Below are 16908 nucleotides of genomic sequence, written 5' to 3'. Positions count from 1 at the left end.
TTCTTTCAGTCGTCTTATGCATACCCCCCTTTAAACAGGGTAATAAATTCAAGACTTTAAGTTTTAAGAAAGTAGGCGTTTTTATGGCTAAAACACGCGATCATTATTTCGATAATGCGCGGTTTCTGTTAATCGTTCTTGTCGTTTTCGGCCACCTTCTTCGGTCATTTGTGACAGAAAATCACTTTCTGCAGGCGCTTTATATGTTTATATATAGTTTTCATATGCCGGCTTTTGTGCTTATTTCCGGCTACTTTGCCAAAGGAATCAGCAGGCCCGGCTATCTGCTGAAGCTGGTAAAAAAACTCATCATCCCTTATTTAATATTCCAGACTTTTTACGCATGTTACTATTATTTTATTGATGACGTAAAGACCATTGACTTGAACCCTTTCGATCCACAGTGGGCGATGTGGTTTCTGCTCAGCTTATTCTCATGGCATATCCTGCTGTACTTAGTCAAAGACTTCAATGTGTACTATGTCGTCGTACTCGCTTTTCTCACCGGAATATTAGTCGGTTATTTTGATTTCATCAATAATACACTAAGCCTGTCGCGGACCTTTGTATTCTTCCCGTTGTTTCTACTGGGCTATTATGCAACACCGGAACATTTCAGCTATATAAAGAATAAGAAGTACCTTCCCTTATCCATCCTTGCTCTTACACTGATCTTTGTCTTCTATATGATGACTGATTTCAACTTTGAATGGCTGTTCGGCAGTAAACCATACAGTTCACTCGAACATGTCGATGCCTACAGTGGTGTCAAGCGCGGGCTGATATACGGTATTATCGTCCTGAGTACATTCAGCTTTTTAAACGTCGTGCCAAAGCGGGAACTTCCGCTCACTTATATCGGTTCAAGAACGATGTTCATCTATTTGCTGCACGGCCTCTTTATCGGACTGTTCCGGGTCTATAAGTGGGATAAAGTGTTTGAAGGCAATATGCTGTTGATCATAGTCGCTCTTTTTGTGTTATCGACACTTATCGTCTATCTCTTCAGCCACAATATGACCAGGAAAGTGACGGCCCCCGTCGTCGAAGTTAAAAATCCTCTTGACTGACAGCTGTTTTTTCTGTGTATTGATTCCTGTTTCATCTTCACTCTTATTTATCCTGCCCACTCATTTTTATCATTCATTGAATACGTTATAATGAACAATAAAACATAAAGGATGATTCTATGTCGTTAACTTTAAATCGCTATGCTGAAAAATTAGAAGTGCCCGGAATACGCAAGTTCTCCAACCGAATCTCAGAATTCCCTGAAGCCGTCAATTTAACGGTCGGACAGCCGGACTTTCATACGCCGGCTATTGTCAAGCAGGCGTTTATCGATGCTGTCAACGACAACTATACGACTTATTCCCATAATCAGGGACTGCCGGAACTGCGTCGTGCCGTGAGTCAGTTTATGGCCGATAAATATAATGCCTGTTACGAGAGTGACTGTATATTGATTACAAACGGCGCCTCTGAAGCGATTGACACAGTCTTTAGAACGCTGCTTGAACCAGGGGATGAAGTCATACTTCCCGGCCCCATCTACGCGGGCTATATCCCTGTCATTGAAAACATGGGCGCGACCGTCGTATTGATAGATACTACAGTCAATCAGTGCAAAGTGACGCCGGAAATGATTGAAGCTGTCGTGACAGACAAGACGAAAGCCATCATACTGAATTACCCTAACAATCCGACCGGCGCTATATTGTCAGCCGATGACACAGCTGCGCTTGCTCATTATTTGGCGCAGCAGAACTTTTATACAATCAGCGACGAAATATACAGTGAAAATACATTCGGACAACCCCATGTGTCATTCGGCAGTTTTCCGGAACTTCAGGAGAAGCTGCTGCTGATTAATGGACTCAGTAAATCTCATGCCATGACCGGCTTCAGAATCGGCTTTTGTATGGGCCCGGCGGAACTGATGGCGCATATCACGATTGTTCATGCCTATAACTGCATATGCGCTAATGTTCCTGCCCAGCACGCGGCTATCGCTGCTGTCACTACGGCTAGAGATGCAGCCGCTGTGATGAATGAAGCTTACATCGCCAGAAGAAATTACTGTATGGAACGGCTTTCAGCCATGAATATGCGCTGCATTCAGCCTGACGGTGCATTTTATTTGTTTATTGATATCCAGCCTTTCGCCATGACGTCATTTGATTTTGCTAACAGGGCGCTTGAACAGTACGGTGTTGTCATTGTCCCCGGCTCCACTTTCACAGCAGCCGGGGAAGGTTATGTCAGACTGAGCTATGCTTATCACCAGGACGTCTTAGCTGAAGGTTTGAATAGACTGGAAGCGATGGTCAACGATTTAACCCGCTGAACTTCAAGTATGACTATTACTGGATGACTCATCTGTTAATAGTCATACTTTATTTTTTGCTCTCTTATTTTCTTCTGGCTGTCCATCATGGTCAGCGACTTCTCATACTGCCTTCTCACAAAGGCTTCCGACAGTGCTATCTTCAAGCATGTCTGATTGGTAAAGGTAATCTGCTGATCTGCATAGTTCAAATAATAAAAGCTGTTGATATAATAACGGCAGTAGTCGGTCTGCCGATGCAGCGGAAAAAATGTGATGCCTGTCTCTGAATCAATGACTATCGGAATAAACTGCTTGATCTGATGGACGTGTTTAGCCGCTGAGCGTCTCGCTTTTAAATTACTTCCAAGATAGATTAACGTCTCGTTCAATAATTGTTCGGGTTCCCGGTCCACTTTAAGGATCCGGCCGTTGCGCAGCATGATTTCTGACTGCCCACCGCTGCTTAAATCCCGCTTCACAAAAACTACTTCATGATTGATGGTGTCGATAGCGTTTCCTCCTCTCTTGATTATTAACTAAATTATATAGCTGAAACTTGATTAACAAGCTCAAACAGCGGAAAAATTAATAAAATACAGGGTTATTTTTAATACATATTAAAATTATTTAAATTTGTTAATTTTCATTTAACAGTTTACGCCATTACACTGTAGTCATCCGGAAATCAATCGTTTATGTGCATAGGCAGAAAAGAGTTATGATGTTCGAGGAATGGAAAACCCGCTATGACCGAATGATTTATCACCTGCTGCACCAGTATCATATTACCTATGACTTTGATGAATATTACCAGCTGGCATTAATCAAGTTATGGGAGATTCATGAAAGCTTTGATCCGACGCGTACAGCTCATCAGGATCAGTTTGTCTATATGAAGCTGAAATTTTCTATTATCGATGAACTAAGAAAACGAATAAAGTACAAGGAGCGCTATCATCCGGTCACTGATGAAGTGCTCATCCCTCTATTAGATTGTACTGAGGAACCTGTAGCTTTTTTGATTGAGGAGCTGGCTGTCAGCCTGACTGATAATGAGCTGCTCTGGCTGAAGTATGCGCTTCTCGGCTATACCATCGAGGAAATCGCAGGAATGTCTGACCGCAGTCCATCAGCTGTCAAGCGCTGGCGTAAATGTGCCCGAGAAAAATTACGGTTAAACGACAATTTTACATTTAAATCTGTGCAGTAATTTAGTATAATGTCAAATAGCACGTTTTTAGGAGGATAATGATGACAATCGCTAAAGTAGGAAATATTGTTGAGTTTCATGACGGCTTACGCGGAAAAGTGGAAAAAGTCAATGAAAACTCTGTTATTGTTGATTTAACAATTATGGAAAATTTCGAACAGCTGGATCTGCAGGAGAAAACTGTGATTAACCATAAGCGTTATACTATCGTTGACGAGGCGTAGCATGGCAATCAGAAAGCCGCTGCTATGGTTTATTGTCACTTATATTGTTTTTCAGATTATCCTTATAGTGATGCGTAACGAAGAACAAGTATTCTGGCACATCATGACAGGTATCATGCTGTTCTCTTCTATCAGCTATGTCTTTTATGAGCGCAGCATCCGGTCAAAGCGTATTCTTATTTCTATCGCAGCCGGAATTACAGCAAGCATCGCCATTCTACTTGTTTATATGGCCGCTTCAGCAATGACTACAGATGTGCATTACTTCCATCTGTTAAAGACACTTGTATCTATCGGTGTCTATTACAAGTGGCAGCTGATTATTTCGTTAATTGTCACTGTCCCGCTTCATGAACTGTACATGAGAAGCATGCTTGAACAGCGCTTGATGGAAGTCACAAGCCCGTGGCTTTCGGTAATCGTGACAAGCGCTGCCTCAGCACTGCTGTTTGTCTGGACACTGGATAGTCAGCTCGTCCTGTTTATTTTTGTAGTCCAGCTTCTTTTAGCAGTAAGCTATGCCTATACGAAGCGCCTGATTACACCGATGATCGGTCAAATACTTGCTATCGTTCTTCTCATCATAATCTATGCCCGCTAAAAGAGCTGCGTCCGTAATCGGGCGCAGCTTAGTTTATGCCAGATAAAGCGTTGACTTCAGTCGTTCTTCCAGCAGTTCTATCATATGTCGGTCATGAACTTTAAGCAGCTGGCCATCCGCTATTAAATCACTGTACTGACGGTATATATAATCTGTCGTCCCGATGATATATTCCGCCGCCGGTTCCAGTGTCATCTTTACCCGCCGGCCGATGGGCTGGTCAAGGTCAAGTGAATAATCAAATCCCCGCCAGTCTGTGATGACCGTCGGATCCAGCATTTCCTGCCGGATGTGTATGCCATTCTCTTCATACAGCGCGGCTGCACTCCGCTCCATGATTCTGTGAATCTGCTTGCCGGTCAGCAGCAGCTGAACCGGATGATCGATACTGATATACGAATTGTAGAGGTCGTGCTGCGTGACCATGCCGCTCAGTCCCTGTGCCTTCATATGTGGAATATGGCAGCATGTGATTTCTGCTGTACAATTCTTCAAGAGATCATGCAGCAATGTTTTGAACGGATGCGGTGCTAGAAAGTCCTCGTAATGCTCAAGCCGGAAATCGTCGTTGACGACCCCCGCTTTACTTTTCAGCCACTGTCTGAATTCCTTCTCCTCAAAGTAGACTTCGTCTTTCAGCTGCTCATCTTCCTGATAGGCGGTCATGTCAATCAACTCAGACTGACTGTTCACCAGTTCGAATGTATTTGTCCGCCCTTTGAACTGCAGCTGAATATGGCAGAGGTGACTCATATTGCTGCCCGCCTGTATAAATAATGTATCATCAATCATTTTATTCAGCGTCTTCTTCTGATGGCCGGTAATCATGACATCTATACCTTCACTTGCCTGAATAATGGCCTCCGCCTCATTACTTGTCAACTCTTTATAGTCGGTGTTACGGACCAGTTCATTCAGGCCGCCGTGATACAGGGCTATGACAAAGTCAGGACTTTCCTTGTCATGCATATGCCGGATCCATCGCTTGGCAGCTCTTACTGTTTCCTCCACTGCAAATTCGCCCACCCTCTCTACCGTCTCCTTCGCCATCAATCCTCTTGAAGTAATACCGATAATGCCGATTTTCATACCATTAAACGTCTTAATGATATAAGGCGAGTTAAAATAAGGCTCTTTCGTGCGGGAGTGCAGAATATTGGCGGACAGAAAAGGAAAGTCAGCCATCGCCTGTGCTTTATTGAAGTATGAGAGCCCGTAGCGGAACTCATTAGGACTGATGCCGCTCGCGTCATAGTTCATCTTATTCATCAAAGTGATTATCGGATTACGGAAATTATTTTTTGAGTGTGAGAAAAAATATGTGCTGACAGATCCGCTCAGGGCGTTGCCGTTATCAATAAGGAGCAGATGCTCTGATGCGCGGCGGACCATTTTGACATAAGTCGCTGCTTTCATGATTCCTGCATCATTTTCTGACGGAAAGAGCGCCCCATGAATATCATTTGTTGCTATAATATGAATATCGATTAATCCTTGAGTCATCAGTATCACCTATCCACGTTTTTTTTAATTATAACAAATGAGCGAGCCGGAGGTTGACTAGTTTAATGAAACAGCTGAAAAAGCATCTAATTCTCAATCTGCTCATCACGCTTATCCTATCATCCGCCATCTTTTATGCCCTATTCCATTACTATAAAGGTCAGGATCTTATTAAAATTGACCGTAACATCGCCATGCATCAGCAGCATATCGAAACATTCATCAATGATGCCTACGCGACGGTAGCGAATTTGGCGACTGTCGTCTCACTCAGCCGTGATGAGGATGAAATCAACAGCGCCATCGATTCCATCAAGAGACAAGAACCAAGATATAAGACGGTCTATGTGCTGAACAAAGAGAGCAAAGTGGTCAATTCTTCCAGTTCCCAGATGATAGGCAAGACATTGAAAAGCTACGCGTTCTTTAACAGTAATATGAATTTGAATAATGTTGCTGTCAGCGGCCGTGAACAAGATAGAAACGGCATTGATGTCATCTATATTTCGAAGTTCATACCGAATGAATCCAGTAAAGTGCTGGTCGTGATTGAAGTCGATATCAACGGCCTGATTTCGGTTATTGATGCCATCCAGTCGAAAAGTACCATTACTATAACAGATTTTCACAATAAAGTTATTTTTGAGTCAAAGAATCCAGTAAAATCGGGCATTTCAAGAACAGTCTCCTTCCAGAACATGCAGTGGAAACTGACCATCACATCCAATGAAAATATTTATTGGACGACGCTGAAACGAATAGTGCCCATCGCATTTATCATCAGCCTTGTGACCGCTATGCTGCAGTTATTCATGCACCACCGGGAGATTCAAAAGGAACGACTGCGGCTGATTGAGGAAATCAATGTCCAGAAAAAAGAGCTGATCGGCATGCTTGCAGCCAATACAGCTCATGAAATCAAAAATCCTTTGACCGCTGTCAAAGGATTCGTCGAACTGCTTGAACTGAGCTATGATAAAGAACGGTCCAACCCCCATTTCTCCATTGTTAAAAGTGAACTTGACCGTATCAATGAAATCGTCAGTCAGTTTCTGCTGCTCGGCCGTCCGACTTCTATCATCGGTGAACCCGTTGAAATCACGACAGTCGTCAAGGACATCCTTATATTCTTGAAGTACGAGCTTGAGCATTACAACATCAGGCTTATCAGCAGCTATCCTGAACAGCCGCTCTATACAACCATTTCAAGTGACCAGCTGAAGCAGATTCTGATCAATCTCATCCAGAATGCGCGAGAAGCGATACCCCCTGACCGTCAGGGCATCATCGAAGTGAAAGTCAGCCAGCAGGAGCATATATTTCTGTCTGTACGGGATAACGGTGAAGGAATGACTAAACAGACCATCAACCAGTTATTTGATACTTTCTTCACTACAAAGGCGAACGGCACAGGTCTCGGCCTGCCGGTGACAAAAAACATCATCGAGACAAACGGCGGCACGATTTCCGTAGAAAGCGAAGTCCATATAGGAACAACGTTCATCATCCAGCTGCCCAACAAAAAAGACTGATACGACAGCCATGCGTCGTATCAGTCTTTTTTAACCGATCATCACCCGTTCTTTCGGGTAATTGAATTTATCCGGCTCTGCTTTGCCGCCCAGCATGATGATGAATGAGATCAGCCCGACCCGGCCAACGAACATGAGTGATATAATGACAAGTTTTGATGGTGATGATAAATCGTCGGTAATACCCATCGACAGTCCGCACGTCCCGAACGCACTCATCACTTCAAAGAAGATGGACAACAGTCCGATATGATGCTTCTCAAAGCTAAGTATCAGCATCAGAGCTGTAAAGCAGATAAGACAGGCAAGAATCATAACAGCAAACGACCGCTGAATATCAAGCGGATGAATCTCCTTGTTGAATACTTTGATCGTCGTCCGGCCGTTGCTGAAGTTCACCAGAAAGAGCACTAGAATAGCAAGCGTCGTCGTTCTGATGCCGCCGCCGACAGAACTCGGTGAAGAGCCGACAAACATCAGTCCTCCCATAAAGAACTGGGTGGCTTCAGAAAAGCGGCTTAAATCAATAGTAGTCAATCCCGCACTACGCGTCGTGGCGGATTGAAACAGAGCGTAAAAAAGCCCTTTATGCCACGTCTCTCCTTCAAAGGCATGATTGAACTCCAGCAAATAAATAACTGCAAAACCGGCTGCCAGGAGTGATAAATACGTCGTCACCGTCAGTTTGGCGAACAGACTAAATCTGAAGTTCGGCACTTTATTCGTTAAATAAGTCTTCACTTCAATGATCACCGGAAAGCCGATGGCCCCGAGTATGATCAGCACCATAATGACCGCCTGGACAAAATAATCGTCCGCATATGGATTTAATGATTCACCCGTTATATCAAGTCCTCCGTTCGTCGTAGCAGAGACGCTTGCGAACAGGCCGTGATAGAGCGACTGGCTGACTGAATGAAAATCTTTGTAGAAGTAAAACGCTAAAAGCAGTGCCCCTGCAAGCTCAATCATCAGCATCGTCTTCACTATTTCTCTGATCAATGACACCGTCCCGGACATTTTATCCCGGTTATTGTCGACCATAATCAGTTGACGTTCACGTATACCGATTCTTTTACCGAGCACTACCCACAGCAAAGTGCCCATAGCCATTACACCGATGCCCCCGAGATTTAGAATGAAGAGAATCAGCAGCTGCCCGAATATTGAATAAGTATCGATAATGGACACCGGTGTCAGCCCTGTCACACTGATTCCTGAGACCGCTACAAATAAACTATCTATATATGAGATGTGTACACCATGTCTATGGACATATGGCAATCTGAGAAGCAAAAATGAAATAAGTATGGCAGCAATATAATAGAGGACGATACCTTGTTGAGGTGTCAGCCGTTCAAATAGTTTTTGCATGTTCTCTGTCACTTCCTTATTTCAGCTTAAGTTGCACAGTCTTCTGCTGTCCTTGCCTGTAGTATGTAATGACTGCATTGTCACCGCTCTTTTTACCATAATAAAGAAGATTTCTGAACTGGCTTAAGCTTTCTACCGGCGTATCATCGATCTTTGTAATGACATCTTTCGTCATGAGCCCTGCTGCTTCAGCGACTGAGCTGTCTTCAAATCCTGTTATGACGACTCCTTTGTTCACTGCGTCCGGTAAAGCGATCTGTGCACGCACCGCATCTATCTGCAGGTCGGACAGATCTTCCAGCAGCACACCGAGGGACGGCCGCTTGATTTCTCCTTTATCTTCGAGTATACCGGCGATCTCTTTCACTTCATTAGCTGGAACAGCAAAGTTAATGCCTTCCACATTATCGATGGAGATTTTAAGCGTATTAATGCCGATCAGCTTCCCGTCGTCATTAATCAATGCACCGCCTGAATTACCAGGGTTGATTGCTGCATCTGTCTGCAGGACATCTGCCTCCCAGTCATAACTGCCGTCACCGTCCAGATCGACAGGCACACTTCTATTTTTACCGGAAATAATTCCTTGAGACACGCTGCCCGCAAACGACGGGCTGAGAGGACTGCCGATAGCTATCGCAGGCTCACCTACAACGACTGCATCGCTGTCAGCAAATGTAATGCTATCTTTAATCTTACCTTTCGGAATACGGAGCACAGCAATATCTGCCCACTTATCTGAACCGACGACTTTAGCAATCTGCTTGTCATGGTTGGTCATCGTGACTTCAATAACCTGGGCATCATTTATCACATGATAGTTCGTGATGATATAAGCAGATTTACCGGTCACCTTGTAGATGACTCCGCTGCCGATACCCAGCTTTTCAGGACTGATCACTGCGCTGCTATCCAGCAGGTTGGAAACTTTCTTTGTATTGATGATGCTTACCACATCATCTTTAGCCAGCTGTATGGCGTGTTCTGTTTTGGACGCCGCGGCCGGCGCTGGTTCTGCACGCTGCTTCATAAACAGCATCGAAAAAATAGACATTAGTACAATGCCGAGCAGCAGACCAAGGAGCAGCCAGAGAAAGCTCAAGTTCGGCCGCCTGATCCGGACGGGTTCATCCGTTTCAAGCAAGTCGGTATGACGGACCTCTTGATCAGGCACAACAATCTCAGCCGGCTCCTCTAGTATCGGTTCCTCCATCCATTCCGGTTCTTCGGCGGAACTTTTCTGTATAGGGGCATTATCATCATGAGCTTTATCAAAGAAATTTCTCTTCTTTCTTCGATAATCTGCCTTCCTAATCGTAATCTTTTTCATTATTGCCTCCACAAAAAAACTTAGTATTTCCATTATACAAAAGAAATACTAAGTTTAATATAAATGTTCTGCTTTATTTAACGGCGTTTTTCTTACCTGTAAACCAGCCTATGGCAAGAATAGCGACCAGCACGATCCAGAAAATACTCTGCCACAGTGCTGAGTGCGGGAAGTCATGAGGCAGTATACCGATCTGTTCATGAGCCAGGACGATGACCATGAGCTTAATACCTACCCAGCCGACAATCGCAAACGCTGCCGCTTCGAGTGAGGGATATTTGTGCAGCAGCGCGACAAACCAATTCGCCGCAAAACGCATAATGATGACACCCAGCATCCCGCCGATAAACATCACCGTGAATTGCCCGGCATTCATGCCGCCGAACTGAGGACCGACATGCGGCAGCGTAATGGCAATCGCAATCGCTGCAAGCATAGAGTCAATCGCAAAAGCAATATCTGCAAGCTCTACTTTCAATACAGTCAGCCAGAACCCTTTGCCGCCGGTACTAGCTCTCGCTGCGATTTCTTCTTCCTCTTCCTCAGATGTCGCATCGCCTGATGAAAAATACTCATAGAGATTCTTGATCGAGATGTACAGCAGATAAATCGCACCGATTGCTTGTATTTCCCATATATTCGCAAGGTAACTGATGACAAACAAGGAGATGAATCTAAACACAAAAGCACCGACTAAACCATAGAACAATGCTTTCTTTCGCCGTTCTTCCGGCAGATGTTTGACCATGACAGCCATGACAATCGCATTGTCAGCGGCGAGCAGCCCTTCCAGTACGACGAGAACGATGACTACCCAGCCATAAGTCAATAATATACTTGGATCCAAAACGATTCCTCCCGCTTAGTTAATTCAATCATTATAGCAGACTATAGAGTTTGATGTCAGGGAACTTGTCTTCGAACCAGCGTGTCGCAAATTCATTTTCAAACAAGAACACTTTATTGCCGAAGCGGTCATCTACAAGAATTGAACGGCTTGAGTTCATCACATCGCGGATGTCTTCCTCATTCTCAATCCAGCGCGCAATTTTCTTACCCACCGGCTCCATAATGACATCCACATTATATTCATTATTCATACGATGCTCAAACACTTCAAACTGCAGCTGTCCGACAGCACCAAGAATAATCTGGTTGGTATACAGCGTACGGTACAGCTGGATCGCACCTTCCTGAACCAGCTGCTCAATTCCCTTATGAAAATGCTTCTGTTTCATGACATTCTTTGCGCTGACTTTCATGAACAGCTCCGGTGTGAACTGCGGCAGTTTTTCAAAACTAAACTTCTGGCTGCTGCCGACCAGTGTATCACCGATCTGATAGTTGCCTGAATCATAAAGCCCGATAATGTCACCGCTCACTGCATGGTTGACCGTCTGTGTATCATCCGCCATAAATGATGTCGATCTTGAAATCTTCAGCTTCTTACCTGTCCGTGTCAATGTGACATCCATTCCTCTTTCAAAGGCTCCTGAGACAATTCTCATGAAAGCGATTCTATCGCGGTGAGCGGGATTCATATTCGCCTGGATCTTAAAGATGAAACCTGAGAAATCAGGTTCAAACGGTTCAATCACGTCTCCTTCTTCTGTCAGGCGGCCGCCTGGCATCGGTGCAAAATCCACATAAGCATTCAGGAAGTTGCGCACCCCGAAGTTTGCCAGCGCTGAACCGAAGAAGACCGGAGTCAAGTCACCTTTCAGCAGCTTATCCTCATCAAAAGATTCACCTGCTTCATCCACAAGCATCAGCTCTTCAATCGCCGCTTCAAATGCACTGTCTGATTCAATCGGATGACTTTCAGTCAGCTGATACTCATCAGTTAGGTGAAGCAGATTGTCTTCATCGCGAAACGGTTCAATTGTCCGTTGTTTCCGGTCGATAATGCCAAAGAAAGACTGTCCCATACCAATCGGCCAGTTCATCGGATAAGTCTCAATTTCCAGTGTTTTTTCGATTTCTTCCAGCAGCTCAAACGGTTCTTTGCCGACCCGGTCAAGTTTATTGATGAACGTGAAAATCGGGATACCGCGCATTTTACACACTTTGAACAGTTTCAATGTCTGCGGCTCAATCCCTTTAGCGGCATCGATGACCATGACGGCACTATCGACCGCCATCAATGTACGGTACGTGTCTTCAGAGAAATCTTCGTGTCCCGGTGTATCTAAAATATTGATCTTATAATGGTCATAGTCAAACTGCATGACTGAACTCGTGACTGAGATACCCCGTTCTTTTTCTACATCCATCCAGTCGCTTGTCGCAAATTTGCCTGATTTCTTCCCTTTCACTGTGCCGGCCTCGCGGATGGCCCCCCCGAACAGCAGTAATTTCTCTGTTAACGTCGTTTTACCGGCATCCGGGTGAGAGATGATGGCGAATGTCTTTCTAATTGCTACTTCTTCTCTTAAAGTCATATTTTCTCCTTATACTTCGCTCGTCCACTGCGTGATGCGCAGTGCAAGTTCCGCCGCTTCTTTCTCATCCAGTATATTAAAGAGATGCACATAAAGATGTTCTGTCAGTGCTTCTCCAAATAAGTGGTAATCAAACTGAATGGAAAAGAAGATGTCAGGTATGCTGACGAGGAATGTTTCTTCTTTTTTATTTTCGTGTATATACACTTTTACGGTTAATGTCTCACTGTTACTCTGTCTAATTTTCATGACGGCCTCCGAACTTGTTATAAGCCGCTTCCAGCCCGATCAGATCATCGCGGTGCGGCACTTTAACGTAATTCTTCATAATCTGATAGGGCTCCCGGCCTTTCGAAGCAAGAACGACCATATCACCCGGTTCAGCGCTAGCGATGGCATGGATAATGCCTTCTTTACGGTCCTCAAACGAGATGTAATTCTGATGAGTGACGCCCGCTTCTAGCGCATCAGTGAGTTTTTTCGGCTCGTCGTTCGCTGGATTGTCCGGTGTGAAGATGACATAATCCGCGCGGCAGGCGATGGCACCCATCTCTGCTGCTTTCGACAAATCCCGCTCGCCGGCCATGCCGACCAGGAAAATAAGGCGGCCTTTGACAAACGGCTGCACGGCATCAATCAGTTTATTCATACCGTCAGGGGTGTGGGCATAATCAATGATTAAATCAATCGGCAGATTTCTGTCCAGCACTTCAAGCCGGCCTTCTACCGGCGGCAGTTCGCCCGTCACGCTGCAGATGGTCTCAAGTTGATGTCCTGCTGCAAACAGAGCGGCAATAGCTGCCATCATGTTATATATATTGAAAGTGCCGAGATAAGGGCTCTCGACATGAAAGCGGCCTTCTGGTGTCAGCAGGTCAAATGCTGTCCCGTGAAGGGTCGTCTTAACGTTTTCTGCCATAAAATCAGCAGGTTTGTTAATGCCATACGTAATGACTTCTCTTGAGGTCACACTGCTTAACTGCTCCGTAAAGGCATCATCACCATTCAGCACAGCATATTTCGGCTGCGTAAAGTCATGGCCCAGCTGACTGAACAGCAGTGATTTCGCAAAGCCGTAGTCTTTCATCGTCCCATGGAAATCCAGATGATCCTGTGTCAAATTCGTGAATACTGCGACATCAAACTGCACGCCGTTCAACCGGCCGAGTACGAGTCCATGACTCGAAACCTCGAAACTCATCGCTGCTGCGCCGGCATCAAGCGCTTTCACCATGCTTTTGACAAGGGTGACGGTCTCGGGCGTCGAATTAGCCCCTTTAGTCACCTGGTCATCAATCTGCAGACCGTTAGTCCCTAAATAAGCACTGCTTATATGAAGGGCACGGTGCAGATGATGGATCATCGTTGCGACACTTGTTTTGCCGTTTGTGCCAGTAATGCCGTAAGTCGTCAGACGGGCGCTTGGATCATTAAAGATCTTATGGGCGAACAGACTTGCCGTACGCAGTGTATCCTTGACGACCACCTGGCCTATATGCGGCGGTGTTTCAACATAATGGTCGGTCACAATGAACCGGCAGCCCTGCTCAATCACATCCGGTATGAAGCGATGACTGTCAACAGTATAACCGACAGATGCGACAAAAATACTAGACGCATCCGCCTCTCTTGAATCCGTCGTTATATTTGTAACTGCAGTCGGAAAGTCACCATATATTTTTTTTGCTTTTATTGAATCAATCAATTCTTTTACATCCACAGGACAGCCTCCTTTTATACAGTTTATTATTATACACCTTTTTGTCACACGATATAAATCATTCTCTTTAAAAATTTGTTAAAATCAGTAGCTAAGGTCTCTTTTTCACTGTAAATATTCCGTTAAACTTTACAGTGAAATTGTAATTTTTTTGTAATTAGTATGTTTTCTTTTTCAAAACTAACTATAATAAGATAAAATGACTTAGTACAATAATGATTTCCGGAGCGTGACTATATTGAAGACAAACAAAAAATTACTGATCATAACAGGCTCTTTTGGAAATGGCCATATTTCTGTGACCAACAGCATTGTGGAGAAATTCAACCAGATGGATTTAAAGCATCTTGAGGTCATTCAGCATGACTTGTTTCTGGAAGCCCATCCAGTCGTCACTTCGCTGATGAAGAAATGGTACATCAACAGCTATAAATATTTCCGTAACACTTACAAATATTTCTATTATTCAAGACCGGATGAAATCGACAAATGCTTCTATAAATACTACGGTCTCAACCGACTGCTGAACCTGCTCATCAAGGAAAAACCTGACCTTATTCTGCTGACATTTCCGACGCCCGTAGTGTCACTGCTGACGCAGGAATTCAAGCTTAACATCCCGATTGCCACTGTTATCACCGACTACAACATGCAGAAGAACTGGATCACTCCAGAATCAAGACGTTATTATGTGGCGGCAGATCACACAAAGCAGCAGCTGACAGCAATCGGCATAGCTGAGGACAGTATTCATGTCACCGGCATTCCGATCGACTCTAAATTTGAGCATACTGTCGACAGAACGCACTGGCTTCAATCTCACGGCCTGTCAACAGCCAAGAAGACACTGCTGATGGTAGCAGGTGCGTTCGGTGTCGTTCAAGGGTTCAACACGATGCTGCACGATATGAATGAACGGGCTGATGTTCAGTTTGTTGTCGTCTGCGGCAATAACACCCGCCTGTTCAATGAATTGAACCAGCAGTTTGCAGCAGCTGACAACATCGTCATTATCGGCTACACAAAGGAAATGGATGCATGGATGAACGCCTGCGATTTAATGCTGACTAAACCCGGCGGCATTACAATCTCTGAAGGTCTGTGCAAAGCGATACCTTTCGTCTTCTTTAACCCTGCCCCGGGCCAGGAAGGTGAAAATGCCGTTTATTTCAGTCGCCAAGGTTATGCACGAATGACCCATACTGTCGCTGAAACAACGCATGTCGCTATCGACCTTCTGACCAACGACGAGGAACTGAACAGAATGAAACAGCAGATGAAACTCGACTACTTGCCCTCAGCGTCTGAAAACATCTGCTATGATTTAGTCTCTCTGATGAATGAATCACTCATCAACCAGCAAATTCAGTCCAAGGTTTCATTATATGCGAAATTCTTTGCAAGATAATCGACTAAGAGGGTTGAACTTTTCATTAATGCTCGCCGTTTTGTTTTTAATGGAGTTTGCACGGGGCATGTTCATATTAAGTTATCTGCCGGTCTTACCGACGACCGGCATCGGTGTTTCCGTCGGTATTACTTCATTGTGCATTACATTGCATTTTGTCAGTGATGCGCTGATGAATTTCTCTACGGGTTTTCTACTCAGACGTTTCGGCACTAAAGTTATATTGAACACCGGCTTTTTACTTGCCGTCATCGGTCTAGTGCTCGTGATCTTTTTCCATTCCACTGCTGTCCTTATTTTAACGGCTGTACTGCTGGGTATAGCCGTCTGTCCGATATGGGTAGTGATGCTGAGCTCAGTTCAGGAAAATAAACGGGCAAAACAAATGGGCTATGTTTACTTTGCCTGGCTTGTCGGCATGATGTCCGGGATGATTGTCATGAATTTAATCTTCAAGCTTCACCCGAACCGCTATACATTTTTAATGGCTGTCGTCGCAGGCATTGGCTGGGTGCTCTACTTCTTTGTACATACTGAAGTCTCTTTCATCGACAAGAAATCGATCAAAGCACAGGTGCATCTCATCGGCTCTGTCATGAAACAGCACTGCGGCCTGTTCCCGGGTATTTTGTTTCAAGGTCTCGCTATCGGCATGCTTGTCCCAATCTTACCGACGTATGCGATTAATCACTTAAAGGTGACGACGCTTGAGTATACTTACCTGCTCATTGCAGGAGGCATCGGCTGTACAGTGGCGATGCTGTTCATTTCTAAGTGGATGGACGTGATCAGCCGTAACTTGCGCTATGCGATCATTACAGCAGGCTTTTTATTTTTCGGGGCTGCCATCTATATGCTCAGCACGCTTACAACGTTCGTTCCGGCACTTGTCATTGCAGCATTTATCGGATTGTTCTATGGTCTGCTGCTGCCGGGCTGGAACACATTTCTCGCTGAGAATATCAGCGAGGACATGAAAGAGGAATCATGGGGAGTATTCAACAGCCTGCAGGGCTTCGGCACGATGTTCGGTCCGGTGGCCGGAGGACTCGCCGTTGAGCTGTTCAGAAATGTAAACTTCACCCTGTATTTGTCAGCTATCACCTTCACGTTGCTTGCGCTGTTTTACAGCGGCTACTTTTTTATACATTTGAGAAAAGCTCGGCAGTCATAATCAAATGCTCATGTCAGCAAAAAACGGAAATTCCTTGAATTACAGGAATTTCCGTTTTTTAA

General features: G+C 44.7%; 16 protein-coding genes. 8 read left to right on the top strand and 8 right to left on the bottom strand.

Annotated elements, in window-relative coordinates:
* Window positions 1–83 precede the first annotated feature (83 nt).
* Together KFV11_RS03720 and KFV11_RS03715 are read left to right on the top strand one after the other, a co-directional pair.
* The gene (locus tag KFV11_RS03720; RefSeq protein WP_149458172.1) at window positions 84–1070 is read left to right on the top strand and encodes an acyltransferase family protein; all 987 of its coding nucleotides are present in this window, start codon (window positions 84–86) and stop codon (window positions 1068–1070) included.
* Window positions 1071–1189: 119 nt separating this feature from the next.
* On the top strand, window positions 1190–2347 hold the full coding sequence (locus KFV11_RS03715) for an aminotransferase class I/II-fold pyridoxal phosphate-dependent enzyme (RefSeq protein WP_254250378.1): 1158 nt from the start codon (window positions 1190–1192) through the stop codon (window positions 2345–2347).
* Between the two features lie 35 nt (window positions 2348–2382).
* On the opposite strand, the gene KFV11_RS03710 is transcribed toward KFV11_RS03715, so the two are convergent.
* A complete protein-coding gene (locus KFV11_RS03710; RefSeq protein ID WP_149458170.1) occupies window positions 2383–2808 on the bottom strand; it encodes a competence protein ComK in 426 nt (141 codons plus the stop codon).
* 242 nt (window positions 2809–3050) lie between these two features.
* Between KFV11_RS03710 and KFV11_RS03705 the strand changes: the two genes are divergently transcribed.
* Genes KFV11_RS03705 through KFV11_RS03695 form a run of 3 tightly spaced genes read left to right on the top strand, consistent with a single transcriptional unit; the run spans window position 3051 to window position 4364 of the window.
* Complete coding sequence (locus tag KFV11_RS03705; RefSeq protein WP_254250377.1) at window positions 3051–3539, top strand: sigma factor; 489 nt, start codon at window positions 3051–3053, stop codon at window positions 3537–3539.
* A gap of 41 nt (window positions 3540–3580) precedes the next feature.
* Window positions 3581–3763: a YkvS family protein gene (locus KFV11_RS03700; RefSeq protein ID WP_149458168.1), complete on the top strand. Its 183-nt coding sequence runs from the start codon at window positions 3581–3583 to the stop codon at window positions 3761–3763.
* 1 nt (window position 3764) lies between these two features.
* Complete coding sequence (locus tag KFV11_RS03695; RefSeq protein WP_149458167.1) at window positions 3765–4364, top strand: CPBP family glutamic-type intramembrane protease; 600 nt, start codon at window positions 3765–3767, stop codon at window positions 4362–4364.
* Between the two features lie 33 nt (window positions 4365–4397).
* Here KFV11_RS03695 and KFV11_RS03690 read toward each other — a convergent pair whose 3' ends face one another.
* On the bottom strand, window positions 4398–5867 hold the full coding sequence (locus KFV11_RS03690) for a bifunctional metallophosphatase/5'-nucleotidase (RefSeq protein WP_254250376.1): 1470 nt from the start codon (window positions 5865–5867) through the stop codon (window positions 4398–4400).
* 65 nt (window positions 5868–5932) lie between these two features.
* On the opposite strand from KFV11_RS03690, the gene KFV11_RS03685 reads away from it, so the two are divergent.
* Complete coding sequence (locus KFV11_RS03685) at window positions 5933–7399, top strand: ATP-binding protein (protein ID WP_149458165.1); 1467 nt, start codon at window positions 5933–5935, stop codon at window positions 7397–7399.
* Between the two features lie 30 nt (window positions 7400–7429).
* Here KFV11_RS03685 and KFV11_RS03680 read toward each other — a convergent pair whose 3' ends face one another.
* The 6 genes from KFV11_RS03680 to KFV11_RS03655 form a co-directional block, all read right to left on the bottom strand.
* Window positions 7430–8773, bottom strand: coding sequence for a TrkH family potassium uptake protein (locus tag KFV11_RS03680; RefSeq protein ID WP_149458164.1), 1344 nt, complete (start codon window positions 8771–8773; stop codon window positions 7430–7432).
* Between the two features lie 16 nt (window positions 8774–8789).
* Complete coding sequence (locus tag KFV11_RS03675; RefSeq protein WP_254250375.1) at window positions 8790–10103, bottom strand: S1C family serine protease; 1314 nt, start codon at window positions 10101–10103, stop codon at window positions 8790–8792.
* 73 nt (window positions 10104–10176) lie between these two features.
* Window positions 10177–10950 carry a TerC family protein gene (locus KFV11_RS03670; RefSeq protein WP_149458162.1) on the bottom strand — a complete coding sequence of 258 codons (774 nt, stop codon included), beginning with the start codon at window positions 10948–10950 and terminating at the stop codon, window positions 10177–10179.
* Between the two features lie 31 nt (window positions 10951–10981).
* On the bottom strand, window positions 10982–12544 hold the full coding sequence (locus KFV11_RS03665) for a peptide chain release factor 3 (RefSeq protein WP_149458161.1): 1563 nt from the start codon (window positions 12542–12544) through the stop codon (window positions 10982–10984).
* A gap of 9 nt (window positions 12545–12553) precedes the next feature.
* Complete coding sequence (locus tag KFV11_RS03660) at window positions 12554–12793, bottom strand: YueH family protein (RefSeq protein WP_149458160.1); 240 nt, start codon at window positions 12791–12793, stop codon at window positions 12554–12556.
* Window positions 12783–14264: a UDP-N-acetylmuramoyl-L-alanyl-D-glutamate--L-lysine ligase gene (locus KFV11_RS03655; RefSeq protein WP_436970215.1), complete on the bottom strand. Its 1482-nt coding sequence runs from the start codon at window positions 14262–14264 to the stop codon at window positions 12783–12785. The genes KFV11_RS03660 and KFV11_RS03655 overlap by 11 nt, the downstream gene beginning before the upstream one ends.
* A 235-nt stretch (window positions 14265–14499) precedes the next feature.
* Here KFV11_RS03655 and KFV11_RS03650 point away from each other — a divergent pair, with 235 nt between their 5' ends.
* Window positions 14500–15672 (top strand): diglucosyl diacylglycerol synthase, encoded by a 1173-nt coding sequence (locus KFV11_RS03650; protein ID WP_149458344.1) that lies wholly within the window; start codon window positions 14500–14502, stop codon window positions 15670–15672.
* Complete coding sequence (ltaA, locus tag KFV11_RS03645) at window positions 15650–16846, top strand: lipoteichoic acid biosynthesis MFS flippase LtaA (protein WP_149458158.1); 1197 nt, start codon at window positions 15650–15652, stop codon at window positions 16844–16846. The genes KFV11_RS03650 and ltaA overlap by 23 nt, the downstream gene beginning before the upstream one ends.
* Window positions 16847–16908 lie beyond the last annotated feature (62 nt).

Origin of the sequence: Macrococcus equipercicus (genome assembly GCF_024205945.1) — a bacterium.
Taxonomy (GTDB): Bacteria; Bacillota; Bacilli; order Staphylococcales; family Staphylococcaceae; genus Macrococcus; species Macrococcus equipercicus.
The sequence above is the reverse complement of the archived record's forward strand: the minus strand, read 5'-3'. Positions and strand labels throughout refer to the sequence as shown.